Source organism: Halomonas sp. (assembly GCF_034520545.1).
GTDB lineage: Bacteria > Pseudomonadota > Gammaproteobacteria > Pseudomonadales > Halomonadaceae > Halomonas.
The window spans coordinates 831,820-845,837 of record NZ_JAXHNN010000010.1 but is presented as its reverse complement, the minus strand read 5'-3'; the positions used below and the strand labels follow the sequence as shown (position 1 = coordinate 845,837).

General features: G+C 66.3%; 13 protein-coding genes. 6 read left to right on the top strand and 7 right to left on the bottom strand.

Translation table 11 applies throughout. From position 1 onward, the window contains the following. Positions 1-101: 101 nt before the first annotated feature. The 6 genes from pth to U5L98_RS12600 all read right to left on the bottom strand — a co-directional run bounded on the left by pth (position 102) and on the right by U5L98_RS12600 (position 5,945). A complete protein-coding gene (gene pth, locus U5L98_RS12625; RefSeq protein ID WP_322558633.1) occupies positions 102-686 on the bottom strand; it encodes an aminoacyl-tRNA hydrolase in 585 nt (194 codons plus the stop codon). A 162-nt stretch (positions 687-848) separates the two neighbouring features. Beyond that, positions 849-1,511 (bottom strand): 50S ribosomal protein L25/general stress protein Ctc, encoded by a 663-nt coding sequence (locus tag U5L98_RS12620; RefSeq protein WP_322558632.1) that lies wholly within the window; start codon positions 1,509-1,511, stop codon positions 849-851. Between the two features lie 126 nt (positions 1,512-1,637). After that, positions 1,638-2,567: a ribose-phosphate pyrophosphokinase gene (locus U5L98_RS12615; RefSeq protein WP_322558965.1), complete on the bottom strand. Its 930-nt coding sequence runs from the start codon at positions 2,565-2,567 to the stop codon at positions 1,638-1,640. Between the two features lie 106 nt (positions 2,568-2,673). After that, entirely contained in the window at positions 2,674-3,543 is an 870-nt protein-coding gene (ispE, locus tag U5L98_RS12610) for a 4-(cytidine 5'-diphospho)-2-C-methyl-D-erythritol kinase (protein ID WP_322558631.1), read from the bottom strand. Between the two features lies 1 nt (position 3,544). Continuing rightward, positions 3,545-4,156, bottom strand: coding sequence for a lipoprotein insertase outer membrane protein LolB (gene lolB, locus U5L98_RS12605; RefSeq protein WP_322558630.1), 612 nt, complete (start codon positions 4,154-4,156; stop codon positions 3,545-3,547). 22 nt (positions 4,157-4,178) lie between these two features. Continuing rightward, positions 4,179-5,945: a tetratricopeptide repeat protein gene (locus tag U5L98_RS12600; RefSeq protein ID WP_322558629.1), complete on the bottom strand. Its 1,767-nt coding sequence runs from the start codon at positions 5,943-5,945 to the stop codon at positions 4,179-4,181. 201 nt (positions 5,946-6,146) lie between these two features. Between U5L98_RS12600 and hemA the strand changes: the two genes are divergently transcribed. The 5 genes from hemA (at position 6,147) to U5L98_RS12575 (ending at position 10,825) form a co-directional block, all read left to right on the top strand. Then, positions 6,147-7,415 carry a glutamyl-tRNA reductase gene (gene hemA, locus U5L98_RS12595; RefSeq protein ID WP_322558628.1) on the top strand — a complete coding sequence of 423 codons (1,269 nt, stop codon included), beginning with the start codon at positions 6,147-6,149 and terminating at the stop codon, positions 7,413-7,415. 9 nt (positions 7,416-7,424) lie between these two features. Next, complete coding sequence (prfA, locus tag U5L98_RS12590) at positions 7,425-8,519, top strand: peptide chain release factor 1 (protein ID WP_322558627.1); 1,095 nt, start codon at positions 7,425-7,427, stop codon at positions 8,517-8,519. Next, positions 8,516-9,409 carry a peptide chain release factor N(5)-glutamine methyltransferase gene (gene prmC / locus U5L98_RS12585; RefSeq protein WP_322558626.1) on the top strand — a complete coding sequence of 298 codons (894 nt, stop codon included), beginning with the start codon at positions 8,516-8,518 and terminating at the stop codon, positions 9,407-9,409. The genes prfA and prmC overlap by 4 nt, the downstream gene beginning before the upstream one ends. 148 nt (positions 9,410-9,557) lie before the next feature. Further along, a complete protein-coding gene (locus tag U5L98_RS12580; RefSeq protein ID WP_322558964.1) occupies positions 9,558-10,058 on the top strand; it encodes an Lrp/AsnC ligand binding domain-containing protein in 501 nt (166 codons plus the stop codon). 8 nt (positions 10,059-10,066) lie between these two features. Next, complete coding sequence (locus U5L98_RS12575) at positions 10,067-10,825, top strand: molybdopterin-synthase adenylyltransferase MoeB (RefSeq protein ID WP_322558963.1); 759 nt, start codon at positions 10,067-10,069, stop codon at positions 10,823-10,825. 90 nt (positions 10,826-10,915) lie between these two features. Here the strand turns inward: U5L98_RS12575 and U5L98_RS12570 are convergent, their stop codons facing one another. Beyond that, entirely contained in the window at positions 10,916-12,274 is a 1,359-nt protein-coding gene (locus U5L98_RS12570; protein ID WP_322558625.1) for an aminotransferase class III-fold pyridoxal phosphate-dependent enzyme, read from the bottom strand. Positions 12,275-12,711: 437 nt separating this feature from the next. Here U5L98_RS12570 and U5L98_RS12565 point away from each other — a divergent pair, with 437 nt between their 5' ends. Beyond that, positions 12,712-14,004, top strand: coding sequence for an FAD-binding oxidoreductase (locus tag U5L98_RS12565; RefSeq protein ID WP_322558624.1), 1,293 nt, complete (start codon positions 12,712-12,714; stop codon positions 14,002-14,004). Positions 14,005-14,018: the final 14 nt, after the last annotated feature.

Below are 14,018 nucleotides of genomic sequence, written 5' to 3'. Positions count from 1 at the left end.
CAGAGCTGTAAGCCGTAAGACGCGGCTGCGCCGCTTGAAGAGAGAAGATCGGCGCTTCGTGCCTGGAAGAGGAAGGCATCGGTGACCAAGGCTCTTCCGTCTTATGGTTTGAAACTGTGCAGCCGATTCATGGCCTTCGCCCAGTCGCCGGCAGCGGCCTGGGGAAGCGTGGCAACGCACTCGTCGATGGCGTCATCGATGGCGGCAAGCTCCGCCTTGCCGGGACGGCCGAGCACGTAGTTGGTCACCTGACGGCTGTCGCCGGGATGGCCGATGCCGATGCGCAGCCGATGGAAGGCTCTGTCGTTGCCCAGCGCGTTGATGATGTCGCGCAGGCCGTTGTGCCCGCCGTGACCTCCACCTGTCTTGTAGCGTGCTGTGCCCGGCGGCATGTCGAGCTCGTCATGAGCCACCAGCAGCTCGTCAGGGGAAAGCTTGAAGAACTGGCAGAGCGCGGCCACGGCACCACCGCTACGGTTCATGAAGGTGGTGGGCTCCAGCAAGTGCATTTCCTGACCATCCAGATGGACCTTGGCGTGCAGGCCCAGGAACTTCTTTTCCAGGCGCAGCTCGCCACCGGCCGCCCGTGCCACGGCCTGTACCAGCCAGGCGCCGGCATTGTGTCGGGTGGCTGCGTAGTCTGCGCCGGGGTTGCCCAGTCCAATGATCGCCTTGACCTGGCTCATGTCGTGTCTCCAAAAAAATCATCTGGAATGATTTTTGACGTCGCGTTAGTGGCGGTCCGTAGGATGGCCGCCAGGAAGGACGGCCACAAAAAAAATCAAGCGCCGGGGCGCTTGATCGATGAAGGGAGGGGCCATGCTCGACATGGCCCCGGACAGGCGCGATTACTCGGCGCTGTCTTCGCCTTCTTCGCCCTCGGCGGCTTCACCGCTTTCCTCGCCTTCCTCATCCTCTTCCGTTTCACGGATCTTGGGCTTGGAAATGCTCAGCACGGCGTTGTCATGGTCCTCGCCGTGGGTGAGCGCGACGATGGTCACGCCGGCCGGCACGCTCAGGTCGGAAAGGTGCAGGGTGGTCCCCAGCGCGACCTCGCTGATGTCGATCTCCAGATAGTCGGGCAGATCCTTCGGCAGGCAGCTGACCTCGATATCGTTGGCGAGCACGTGGAGCTCGCCACCTTCATCCTTGATGCCCGTGCACGTTTCTTCGCCCACCACGTGCAGCGGCACGCGCAGGGTGATCTCGTGGGTGGCATCGACCCGCAGGAAGTCAGCATGGGTGACCAGCGGCTTGTAGGGGTGACGCTGAAGGTCACGCACCACTACCTGCTGGGCCTTGCCGTCTACGTGCAGGTTGATCACGGAGGAGAAGAAGGCTTCGTCTTCCAGCGCCTTGTAGAAGCTGGTCTTGTCGACGGCAATGGGCTGCGGCGCCTTTTCACCACCATAGATGATGGCCGGCACCTGTTCGTTCGCACGACGCAGGCGGCGGCTCGCACCTTTCCCCAGGTCGTTGCGAACGCTGGCATTGAGTGTGTAATCGGACATTGAGTTGCCTCTTTCAAGAAGTAAGGAAAGCGCCGTGGTCCGCGACCAGACCACGGCGTTTCCGGGAGCCCCACAGGGCATGTGTCCCGCGCCACGTTCTTCCGAGCGAGTCCTGTTGGCCCGCGTTCAGTGAAACATGGCGCTGACGGATTCCTCGTTGCTGACCCGGCGGATCGCCTCGGCGATCAGTCCGGCGACGCTGAGCTGGCGGATCTTGCCGCTGCGTCGCGCGATCTCGGAGAGGGGGATGGTGTCGGTCACCACTACCTCGTCGAGCACCGAATCGGTTATGTTGTCTACCGCCGGCCCCGACAGGATCGGGTGGGTGGCATAGGCGACCACGCGTCGGGCACCTCGGGCCTTGAGGGCCTCGCCGGCCTTGCACAGCGTACCGGCGGTGTCGATCATGTCGTCTACCACCACGCAGGTGCGGTTCTCGATCTCGCCGATGATGTGCATCACCTGGGCCTGGTTGGCCGAGGGGCGACGCTTGTCGATGATCGCCAGGTCGGCGTTGAGCTGCTTGGCGATGGCGCGAGCGCGCACCACGCCGCCGACGTCCGGCGATACCACCACCAGGTCGTCGTAGTTCTGGCGCTCGATGTCGTCGAGCAGGATCGGCGAGCCGTAGACGTTGTCCACCGGCACGTCGAAGAAGCCCTGGATTTGGTCGGCGTGCAGATCCATGGTCATGACCCGGTCGACCCCGGCCTTGACCATCATGTCGGCGACTATCTTGGCTGAAATCGGCACGCGGGCGGAACGCACGCGGCGATCCTGCCGAGCGTAGCCGAAGTAGGGCAACACCGCGGTGATCCGGGTTGCGGAAGCCCGGCGCAGGGCATCCACCATCAGGATCAGTTCCATCAGGTTGTCATTGGTCGGTGCACAGGTGGACTGCAGGATGAATACATCCTTGCCGCGCACGTTCTCGTTGATCTCGACCGCGACCTCACCGTCGCTGAACTGGCCGACTGTGGCATTGCCCAGGTAGGTGTCCAGACTCTCGGCGACTTTTCGGGCGAGTTCGGGATTGGCATTCCCGGCGAAAACCATCAATTTTGACACGCGCAGCCACCTTTGCTGTGTTGGGTCTTCAGGGATTCGGGTCGATGTTTCCGGGATGTTCAAGGGATGCCTCGGCGCCCGCAGGCGAGGAGGGTCATCGACCCAGCGCAACATGGAGAGGTGAGCGGTTCAGGCCGCGCGCCTTGAAGGCTTGCCAGCCCTCGGGAACCTCGGCCAGAAGTCGGTCGGCCTGAGTCTCGCTGCCGAGCCGGCCAAAGACACAGGCGCCGGTGCCGGTCAGCATGGCCGGCGCTCGGATCGCCAGCCAGTCGAGCACGTGCGCCACCTTGGGATACAGCGCCCGGACGGTGGGCTCGCAGTCGTTGTTCCAGCTCGCCGCTCCCCCCTGCAGTGCGCGCGCCATGGTAATCGGGGGGGTGTGGCGTGTCAATTGCGGTGCCCCGAACACCGCCGGGGTGGAGACCGTCATCCCAGGGTGGATGACAACGAACCATGGGGTGTCGAGTTCGACCGGCGTGAGGCGTTCGCCGACCCCCTCAGCCCAGGCCGCATTGCCATGCACGAACACCGGAACGTCGGCTCCCAGAGTCAGGCCCAGTTCGGCCAGACGTACCGGCGACAGCTCCAGGCCCCAGAGGGCGTCGAGACCCAACAGAGTGGTCGCGGCATCCGAACTGCCGCCACCGAGGCCTCCGCCAAGCGGAAGGCGCTTGTCGAGGTGGATGTCCGCACCCAGGCGACAGCCGGTCTCGGCCTGCAGCAGACGGGCGGCACGCACCACCAGGTTGTCTTCGTTCTCCACCCCGGGCAGGCGGGGAGCGAGGCGGATCGCGCCGTCCTCGCGGCTGCACAGGGTGAGGGTGTCGCCAATGTCGAGGAATTGGAACAGCGTCTGCAAGTCATGGTAGCCATCCGATCGGCGACCGGTGATGTGCAGCAGGCGATTGAGCTTTGCCGGTGCCGGCAGTACCAGCGCTTCGGTAAGGAGGGGAGTCGGCGGCATGTCAGTCGTCGAGGGCCGGGCGCCAGTCGGTGACTACCAGGGTGACCCGCAAGTCGTCATAGGTCATCACCAGCCGTCTGGGCAGCCAGAGCTCGGCGACGCGCTCCCAGGCGCGGTATTCGATCTCCCAGCCGTCCTGTTCGAGGCGAAGGGGAAAACCCATTTCGTCCTTTTCCAGCCGATGGGCGCTATCCTCCGCCGGGAGACCGCGGATCCAGTCGGAGAGCGCGCTGACCGGCAGCGACCAGCCCAGTTGCTGCTCCATCAGCGCCTCCGGGGTCTCGGCCTCGAAGCGTCCCTCGCCGGTGGTCAGCGAGAAACGCCCCTCTCGCCCCTCCAGGGTGCTGCGCCCGCTGCCGAATGGGCCGCTTATCAGCAGCCGGTAGTAGTGAGGGTGCTGGCTCCAGTCCAGGTTGGCGCTGGTGGACTCCTCGGGGGTGCGCAGGCCGACCTTGCCGACCAGCACCCAGGTGTCGAGTTCGGCCAGGCGCTCGGTCTGGGCCTGCCACTGGCCCGCGGCGCGCTCTCCCTCGGGAGCGGGCGCACGGCCGGCACAGCCGGCCAGCAGGGCCAGAGCAAGCAGGGGGATCAGCAGTCGCAGCAGTGGGGTCATGGCGAGTTCCGTTCGTCAGGGGTCAATCAACGGACCCGGTTGCATCCAGTTCCGGGTAGCGTTGCAGCAGCTCGTCTATCTGCGGGCGTTCGTCGAAGCGTTGCCGAGCCTCCTCGAGCAAGGCGTTTGCGCGTTCCTCTTCCCCCAGCACCCAGAGCACCTCGATCAGGTGAGCGGCGACTTCCTGGTCGGGCATGGCCGACCAGGCTTGCTCGAGCCGGGGCAGGGCCTCTTCTGGGTTGCCCTGGCGATATAGGACCCAGCCCAGGCTGTCGAGGATGGCCGGGTTGCCGGGCTCGAGTGTATGGGCCCGCTCGATCAGCTCGCGCGCCTCTTCCAGGCGGCCTTCGAGATCAAGGTCGGCGAGGGTGTAGCCCAGGGCGTTGAGGGCGTTGGCGTTGTCCGGGTCTTGCTCGATGATATGGCGAAGGTCGGCCTCCATGGCGGCAAGATCGTCGTCGGCGAAGGCGCGCATGGCCCGCTGGTAGCGTAACCGTTTGTCGTCAGGGTGCTGCGAGAGTTCGCTGTCGAGCAGGGCATCGGCCTGCTCGCCGAGACCGGCTTCGTCGAGCAGTTCGACCTCCAGGGAGACCAGCTCACTCCGATAGGCCTCGTGACGCAGCCGCTCGAGGCGCAGGAAGGCGCGCGCATCGAGCAGCCGATCCTCGGCGATCAGCATACGCGCTGCACTCAGGCGGGCGCTCAGAAACTGCTCGCTCTCCGGCACCTGGCGGTAATAAAGAAGAGCGTTATCCACCTCCCCCTCGTCCTCGGCGATGGCACCGAGCAGCAGGAAGGCCAGCGGTGGTGCCGCGTCGTCTCCGATTAGGGGCAGTAGCAGGCGGCGCGCCGGGGGCAGGTGCTCCTCCTCCAGGAACAGCCTTGCCAAGCCCAGGCGCAGTTCGGGATCGTCACCATGGTCGTCGAGCAGCGCATTGGTGGTGGCCTCGGCGGCTTCGATGCGGCCCAGTCGGATCTCGGCACGGGCCAGCAGCAGCATCAGGCGCGGGTCGCCAGGCGCGACTTCCAGACCACGTAGCGCCGCCGATCGTGCCTGGGAGGGGGCATCGGCCTCCAGGGCCAGGCGGGCGCGAATCTGCCACAGCTCGGGTTGCTCGGGGGCCGTCCGGGCCAGTCGCGTCAGGCGTTGCTCGGCGGCCGTGCGCTCACCGGCGGCGGCTTCCAGCAAGGCGGTGGCCAACTCGCTGTCATGGCGCGGCTCGTCGAGGCTCGCCAGGTGCTTGCGCATCCTGGTCAACAGCGGCGTTGGATCGGCACCGGCTTCGAGGGCGCCCTCCACGAAGCCGGTCAGCTCCTCCTGGGCGCCACGCGCGATGGCGGCCAGGCGCTGTTCCAGGGCGGCGTTCCAGTCGCCGCGCTGGATGGCGAGGCTGGAGAGCAGGCGCGCCGGGGAGTCGCTCTGGGGTGCCAGGGCCTGCCAGCGCCGTGCGGCCTCCTCGAGCAACCCGGCGTCTTCGCTGAAGCGGGCGGCCAGGGTGGCACGTTCGGCGAGGGCCGCGGAGTCGTAGCGTTCGGCGACGTCCAGAAAGCCGCGGGTGGCGCGCGGATAGTCGCCGCGCTGTCCGGCCAGTTCAGCCACCAGCAGTCCGGAAAGGCTGTCGGCATCCAGACCTCGGGTGACCGGCGGCGCGCTCGCCATCGGATCTGCGGTGGATTCGGCGGCCGAAGAGCCCCCCGGCAGGCCCTGACAGCCGGCGAGCAGGCTCGCCAGCGCCAGTGGCACCAGGGAAAGGGGGCGAGTGAGTCGGTGGAGCGTTCCGCGGGGCATGCGCGTCTCGTGCCTGGGGAAGAGTGGCCAGCATAACGGCTCGCCTCCCCCGGGCAAAGCATGATCCCGATCACGGTATGTCATGACGCCCCGGGCGAGAGGCCTGTGGTAGAATGCGGCGCTTCGAGGATGGGCGGTCCGCGTCGGCGGATATGACCACTGCGCCCTGCCGGAACCACGACTCGTGAAGACGCCGAACGCATGACGCTTCTTGCCCTGGGAATCAACCACCGGACCGCCAGCATCGAGGTGCGCGAGCAGGTCGCCTTCTCGCCGACTCAGCTTGAGGCGGCGCTGGCCGAGCTGCGTGCCCTGCCGGAGGTACGCGAGGCGGCAGTCCTCTCGACCTGCAACCGCACCGAGCTCTACTGCGTCACCGAGGCCATCGGCGAGCGGGAGATCCTCGACTGGCTCGGCCGTTTCCATGGTCTGAAGGTGGAGGACCTCTCGCGCTGTGCCTATCACTTCCTCGAGAATGAGGCGGCCCGTCACCTGATGCGGGTGGCCGTGGGGCTGGATTCCATGGTGCTGGGCGAGCCCCAGATCCTCGGACAGCTCAAGGAAGCCTATCAGGCGGCCCGCCGGTCCCGTGGCCTGGGCGGCGAGCTGGAGTGCCTGTTCCAGAATACCTTCGCTGTGGCCAAGCAGGTGCGTACCGAGACGGGCATCGGTCGCAACCCGGTGTCGGTGGCCTATGCGGCGGTAAGCCTGGCCAGCCGCATCTTCGGCGACTTCACCCGTTCGCAGGCGCTGTTGATCGGCGCCGGCGAGACCATCGAGCTGGTGGCGCGCCACCTCCACGAGGCGGGTGTCCGCCAGCTCACCGTGGCTAACCGCACCCATGAGCGGGCCGAGGCCCTCTCCGGGCCGCTGGGCGGCAAGGCGATTACCCTCGATGGGATTCCCGAGGCGCTCGTCCATGCCGATATCGTGATCTCCTCCACCGCCGCGCCGCTGCCGATTCTCGGCAAGGGCATGGTCGAGCGGGCGTTGAAGAAGCGCCGCCACCGCCCGGTGTTCATGGTCGACATCGCCGTACCCCGGGATATCGAACCCGAAGTGGGCGAACTCAGCGATGTCTTCCTCTATACCGTCGATGACCTCCAGGAGGTCATCGAGGAAAACCGCCGGCATCGCCAGGTGGCCGCCGACCAGGCCGAGTCGCTGATCGAGCACGGCGTGGGCAACTGGCAGCATGAGCGGCGGATTCGCAGCGGCGGCGAATTGATTCGCGACGTGCGTGCCCGCGGCGAGGCCATGCGTGACCTTTCCGAGCAGCAGGCCCTGGCGCGCCTGGCCCGCGGCGAGGACCCCGAGCTGGTGGTTCGTCGCCTGGCTCATCAATTGACGAATCGGCTCATGCACCGTCCTACGGTAGCCATGCGGGAGGCGGCCTCTCGGGAGCGTCGCGACCTGCTGGACGCCGCTACTACCTTGCTGCTGGATGAATCTACTGACCACTCCCGATAGGATGCGCCGATGAAAGCCACCCTGCGCCAGCGCCTCGATGCCTTCGTCGAGCGCTTCGAGGAGCTTTCCGCCTTGCTGGCGGAGCCCGAGGTGATCAGCGACCAGCCTCGCTTTCGTGATTATTCGCGGGAATATGCTGAGCTCGAATCCCTGGTGGAAGCCTGGCGCGAGTACTGCGCCGTGGAAGCCGATATCGATTCCGCCGAACAGCTGCTCGGCGATGCCGATGCCGAGATGCGCGAGCTGGCCGAGCTCGAACGCGACGAAGGACGTGACAGGCTCGAGGCTCTCGAAGTTCGGCTCAAGCAACTGCTGGTGCCCAAGGATCCCGACGACCGACGCAATGTCTTCCTCGAGATCCGCGCCGGCACCGGCGGTGACGAGGCGGCGCTGTTTGCCGGTGATCTCTTCCGCATGTATGCCCGCTATGCCGAGCAGCACGGCTGGAAGGTGGAAGTGGTCAGCGCCAGTCATGGCGAGCAGGGCGGCTACAAGGAGATCATCTCGCGGGTCAAGGGCGAGGGCGTCTACGCGCGACTCAAGTTCGAGTCCGGTGCCCACCGTGTGCAGCGCGTGCCGGCCACCGAGTCCCAGGGTCGCATCCATACCTCCGCCTGCACCGTGGCGGTAATGCCAGAGGCCGATGAAGTAGGCGAGGTCGATATCGATTCCAACGATCTGCGCGTGGATACCTTCCGCTCCAGTGGCGCCGGCGGCCAGCACGTCAACACCACCGACTCCGCCATCCGTATCACCCACCTGCCCAGTGGTGTAGTGGTGGAGTGTCAGGAGGAGCGTAGCCAGCACAAGAACCGCGCCAAGGCGATGTCGCTGCTCGCCGCGCGGCTCAAGCAGTCGGCCGTGGCCAGCCAGCAGCAGCAGCAGGCCGATGCCCGGCGCTCCCTGGTGGGCTCCGGTGATCGCAGCGAGCGCATTCGAACCTACAATTTTCCCCAGGGCCGGGTCACCGACCACCGCATCAATCTGACGCTCTACAAGTTGACCGAGGTGGTGAGCGGCGAGCAGCTCGACGACGTGATCGAGCCGCTGATCAACGAATACCAGGCCGAGCAGTTGGCGGCCCTCCAGCAGAACGCCGGATGACCATCGACGCCCTGCTGGCGATGGCCGCCCGGCGCCTCGCTGCGTGTGATTCCCCGAGCGCGCGGCTCGATGCCGAGGTGCTGCTCTGCCATGTGCTGGGCGTCGATCGCACCTGGCTCTACACCTGGGGGGACCGCGAGGCGCCGATCCTCGAGCGGGCCCGCTTCGAGGCGTTGCTTGCGGCGCGCGCCCTGGGGCATCCGGTGGCCTACCTGACCGGCGTGCGGGAGTTCTGGGGGCTGCGGCTTTCCACCTCGCCGCATACCCTGATTCCCCGCCCCGATACCGAGCGGCTGGTTGAAGCGGCCCTGGCACATGGCGCCTCGGACCAGGGTCGGCTGCTGGATCTCGGCACCGGCACCGGGGCCATCGCCCTCGCCTTCGCCAGCGAACGGCCCGGCTGGCGGGTAGTCGGCATCGACCTCAGCCCGGAGGCGGTAGCCCTGGCTCGACACAATGCCCGGCGGCTCGCCATCGACAACGCCAATTTTCGCACGGGGGACTGGTTCACGGCCTTGAATGTAGAGAGCGAAAAGAGCGACGAGAACGGCGCCGAGCGCTTCGATCTCATCGTCTCGAACCCGCCGTATATCGCCGCGCACGACCCCCATCTGCAGCAGGGTGACCTGCGATACGAGCCGCAGAGCGCCCTGGTGGCGGCCGAGGAGGGGCTGGCCGACCTGCGCCACCTGGTGAGCGAGGCTTGGTCCCACCTGGTCTCCGGGGGCTGGCTGTTGCTCGAGCATGGCCATGGACAGGGGGCGGCAGTGCGCGAGGCCCTCGCTGCGGCAGGCTATGAGGATGTCGCCACCCTGCGCGACCTTGGCGGCCATGAGCGAGTCAGCCTGGGACGTCATGTTGAGGGCCGGGCTGGAGGCGAGCGCTCGTGATGTGGTATAGCTTGGCTAGTAAAAAACGCCGCGTCTCGTCACTTTTGCATGCGTGAAACCCACCGCAGCGCCATTGGTGGGGGATTTTCAGATGATCTTGCTGTTGCGACGACGTGAACTGCCCATTGCTACCGGCATGCCCACGACCATGAAAGCCAAGACACGCTCGCTCGACCGCATCGACCTCAATATCCTGCGCTGCCTGCAAGAGAATGCCCGCATTTCCTATGTCGATCTGGCCTCTCAGGTTGGCCTCTCCACCACCCCCTGCCTGGAGCGCGTCAAGCGTCTGGAGCGCTCCGGCATCATCCGTGGCTACAAGGCGCTGCTCGACCCGCGAGCCCTCAAGGCCAACCTGTTGGTATTCGTGGAGATCAGCCTGGAGACCCAGTCGCCGGCGGTTTTTGACGAGTTCCGTCGCGCCGTGGCCAAGCTGCCGCAGATCCAGGAGTGCCACCTGGTCTCGGGGCAGTTCGACTACATCCTCAAATGCCGGATTCCCGAGATGTCCGCCTACCGCCAGCTTCTCGGTGATGTGGTGCTGACCCTGCCCGGCGTGAAGGAGTCCAAGAGCTATGTGGTAATGGAGGAGGTCAAGGAAGACTTCAGTCTCCACGTGCCCGACATCGAGGAGTTCGACGAGAAGTGAGCCCCGCAATGGATGACCAGGCCCTGCTGCGTTACAGCCGCCAGATCATGCTCGACCAGGTCGATATCGACGGCCAGGAGCGGCTGCTGGCCGGCCATGCCTTGGTGGTTGGCGCCGGTGGGTTGGGTTCGCCGGTGGCCCTCTACCTGGCGGCCGCGGGCCTGGGTCGGCTGACCCTGGCCGATGCCGATGTGGTCGAGCTCTCCAACCTGCAGCGCCAGATCGCCCATGCCCATGCCGACCTCGGTCGCAACAAGGCCGAGTCGGCCCGGGAAGCGGCGCTTGCCCTCAATCCCGATTGTGCGATCCGAGCACTGAGCGACCATCTCGACGGCGAGGCGCTGGCGCGGGTGGTCGCCGAGGCGAATGTGGTGCTCGACTGCACCGATCGCTTTTCCAGCCGCTACTCCATCAACGCTGCCTGCCGCACGGCCCGGGTACCGCTGGTCTCCGGGGCGGCGATCCGTTTCTCCGGTCAGCTTGCCGTCTTCGATCCCCGGGATCCCGAATCCCCCTGCTACGCCTGCCTCTATCCACCCGGGGGTGGAGAGGGCGAAGGTGACGAGGCGCTCAGCTGCGCCGAGAGCGGCGTGGTAGCGCCGCTGGTGGGGCTGATCGGCAGTTTTCAGGCATTGGAGGCGATCAAGCTCGTCAGCGGTGCCGGCACGCCCCATCGTGGGCTCTCTACCTTCGACGCTCTCGGTGGCCACTGGCGCCACTTCCGGGTGCCACGCGACCCCGCTTGTCCGGTCTGCGGTTCTGCCTGACGTGCTGCCCCAAGTTCTGGGTGACAAGTTCTGGGTGACAAGTTCTGCATGAGTAGCGCCGCGAGTGCGCGAGAGAATCTGCGCGCCTGGTCACTCCAGCCGGTCCAGGGTCGTGGCCACGGCATCGAAGAGCCGCTCCAGCTCCGCCTCTTTGCTGGCGAAAGGCGGGCCGAACTGCAGGGTGTCGCCGCCGTAGCGCACGTAGAATCCCGCCTCCCAGAGCGCCAGGTGGGCATCTCGGGGGCGGATGGTCGGGTCGCCGTCCCGGGGGGCAAGCTGTACGGCTCCGGCCAGGCCATGGTTACGAATGTCCACCACGTGAGAGCGGCCTCTGAGGGCGTGGAGCCTTTTCTCGAACGCCGGCGCTATGGTCCGCACCTGACCGGGGAAATCCTCACGCTCGAGGAGGTCCAGCGTCGCCAGTCCGGCGGCACACGCCACGGGATGCGCGCTGTAGGTGTAGCCGTGGGGGAACTCGATGGCATGCACCGGCCCGCCACCCGCCATGAAGGTGTCGAAGATCTGCCGGGAGGCTATCACGGCCCCCATGGGCACCGCGCCGTTGGTGAGCTGCTTGGCCACGTTCATGATGTCCGGGGTGACGCCGAAGGCCTCGGCGCCGGTGCGAGCCCCGGCGCGGCCGAAGGCGGTGATCACCTCGTCGAAGATCAACAGGATGTCGTGGGCGGAGCAGATCTCGCGCAGTCGCTCCAAATAGCCCTTCGGCGGCACGATGACCCCGCCGGAACCGGACATGGGCTCGACGATCACCGCGGCGATACTTGAGGCGTCGTGCAGGGCGATCTGGTCGAGCAGGGCATCGGCAAGCTCGGCGCCGCTTTCGGCCTGTCCGCGGGTGAAGGCGAGCGCCGGCTGGAGGGTGTGGGGCAGGTGGCTGACGTCCAGCAGTTGACCGTAGTGCTTGCGGTTGCCGCCGATCCCGCCGAGGCTGGTGCCGCCCACGTTGACGCCGTGGTAGCCCTTGGCGCGACCGACCAGCCGGGTCTTTTCCGGTCGTCCCTGGAGGCGCCAGTAGGCGCGTGCCATCTTCACCGCCGTATCGGCGGACTCGGAGCCGGAATCGGTGAAGAAGACATGGTCCAGCCCCGGAGGAGTCAGCGCCGCAATCCGTTCGGCCAGTTCGAAGGCCAGCGGATGGGCGACCTGGAAGCCCGGGGCGTAGTCCAGCCGGCCCAACTGGGCGGCCACCGCGCGCTGGATCTCGGTGCGGTTGTGGCCGGCACCGCAAGTCCAGAGCCCGGAGAGGGAGTCGAACAGTCGCCGGCCGCGGTCGTCGATGAAGTAGCGTCCCTCGGCGGCCGTGATCACCCGCGGGTGAGCATGGAAGTCGCGGTTGGCGCTGAACGGCATCCAATAGTGGTGGTTGAGCGGGCTGGCTCCCGTGCCGTTCTCGACGGCATGGGGAGCAGGGGGGGTCGATGCTGTCATGATGGTCTCCTCCGTCGGCGCGTGGTTCCGACTAGCGTACCTGCGAGTTGAGGATAAGGCGTCCTGTTGACCCCTTTATCACTGCACCCTGATATGAAGTCAGGGCCATCGTCAGCGTGTCGCCCGGAAGATTACCGGGGTATGTGATGGTGATTAATTGACGATCCTCGATCGGCTTTCGTCACGCAAGTCTTACCGCTGCTGCCTCGATATTCCTTATCTTGCGTCCTTAAAACAAGTTTTTGGGGTGAATGCTGGGATTGGTTGGCCGATCTCGAGGATGGCTCGGCGCCCTTCAAGGTATTAAATACTTGACAGTCGTTGCAGTGCTGGTGTCAAACTGAGCTTGCCTGCCCGGGGCACTGTCACCGGGCGAGTGTCACAACGACTGTTACAAAAACAACCAGCGCACCGCGCAACACAGACAGGTGTCTCGCATGACGACCCCGCAACCCCTGGAGCAGCCTGCCTCCTGGTATCGCGACTCCATCGCCGTCGAACTCGGTGACTGTCCCTCGCTCGAAGGTGAAGCGCGCGCCGACGTCTGCGTGGTCGGTGGGGGTATCACCGGCTGCTCGGCGGCGCTCCACCTGGCTGAGCGGGGTTACTCGGTGGTGCTGCTGGAGGCCGGGGAGATCGGACAGGGCGCCTCGGGTCGCAGCGGAGGCCAGATACTGCCCGGCCTGGGCACCGACATCAGCACCGTGGAGAAGGCCCTGGGTCGTGAGCGGGCCCGAGACATCTGGGAGATGAGCCGCGAGGCGGTGCGCCTGACCGCCGAGCTGGTCGAGCGTCATGCGATTCCCTGTGATCTGACCTGGGGCTACCTGCATGCCGCCGTGAAGCGGCGCCATGTGCGTGAGCTCGAGGCGTTCCGCGAACGGATGGCGCAGGATTATGACTACCCCGCGCTCACCATGCTCCAGGGGGATGCCCTGCACGAGCACGTGATGAGCGATGCCTACCCGGCGGCCCTGCATGATGCGGAGGGCGGCCACTTGCACCCCCTCAACTATACCCTGGGGCTGGCTCGGGCGGCCCGCCAGGCCGGCGTGACGATCCATGCGCGAAGTGCCGCCGTGGAGATCCGTCATGGCGAGCCGGCCAGCGTGATCACTGCCGCCGGCCGGGTGACGGCCGACTTCGTGGTATTGGGCACCAACGCCTATCAGGCGGGTCTGGTGCCCGAACTCTCTGGTCGCATCATGCGTGCCGCCAACTACATGATCGCCACCGAGCCGCTCTCGGCCGAGCGGGCCGCGCGCGTGCTGCCGCGCAACGATGCCCTGTCGGATGCCAATTTCGTGCTCGACTACTATCGGCTCTCCGCTGACCGTCGCCTGATCTACGGCGGCGAGGTCAGCTACGATGGCCGTGAACCGCGAGGCCTGGAGGCCCGCATGGATGCCAAGATTGCGCGGATCTTTCCAGTGCTCGAGGGCGTGCGCATCGACTACCGCTGGGGCGGGGACGTGGCCATCACCCTCGATCGGGCGCCGGACTTCGGCCGGTTGGGCAGCAACGTCTACTACGCCCAGGGCTATTCCGGGCATGGCATGGCCCTGTCGGGTCTGGCCGGAAAGCTGCTGGCCGAGGCCATCGCCGGCCAGAGCGAACGCTTCGACGTCTTTGCCGCCATGCCCCATCGTCACTTCCCGGGTGGGCGACGGCTGCGCAAGCCGCTGCTGGTGCTGGCCACCAACTTCTACAAGCTGCGAGACCGGCTGTGAACCAGGCCACCGAT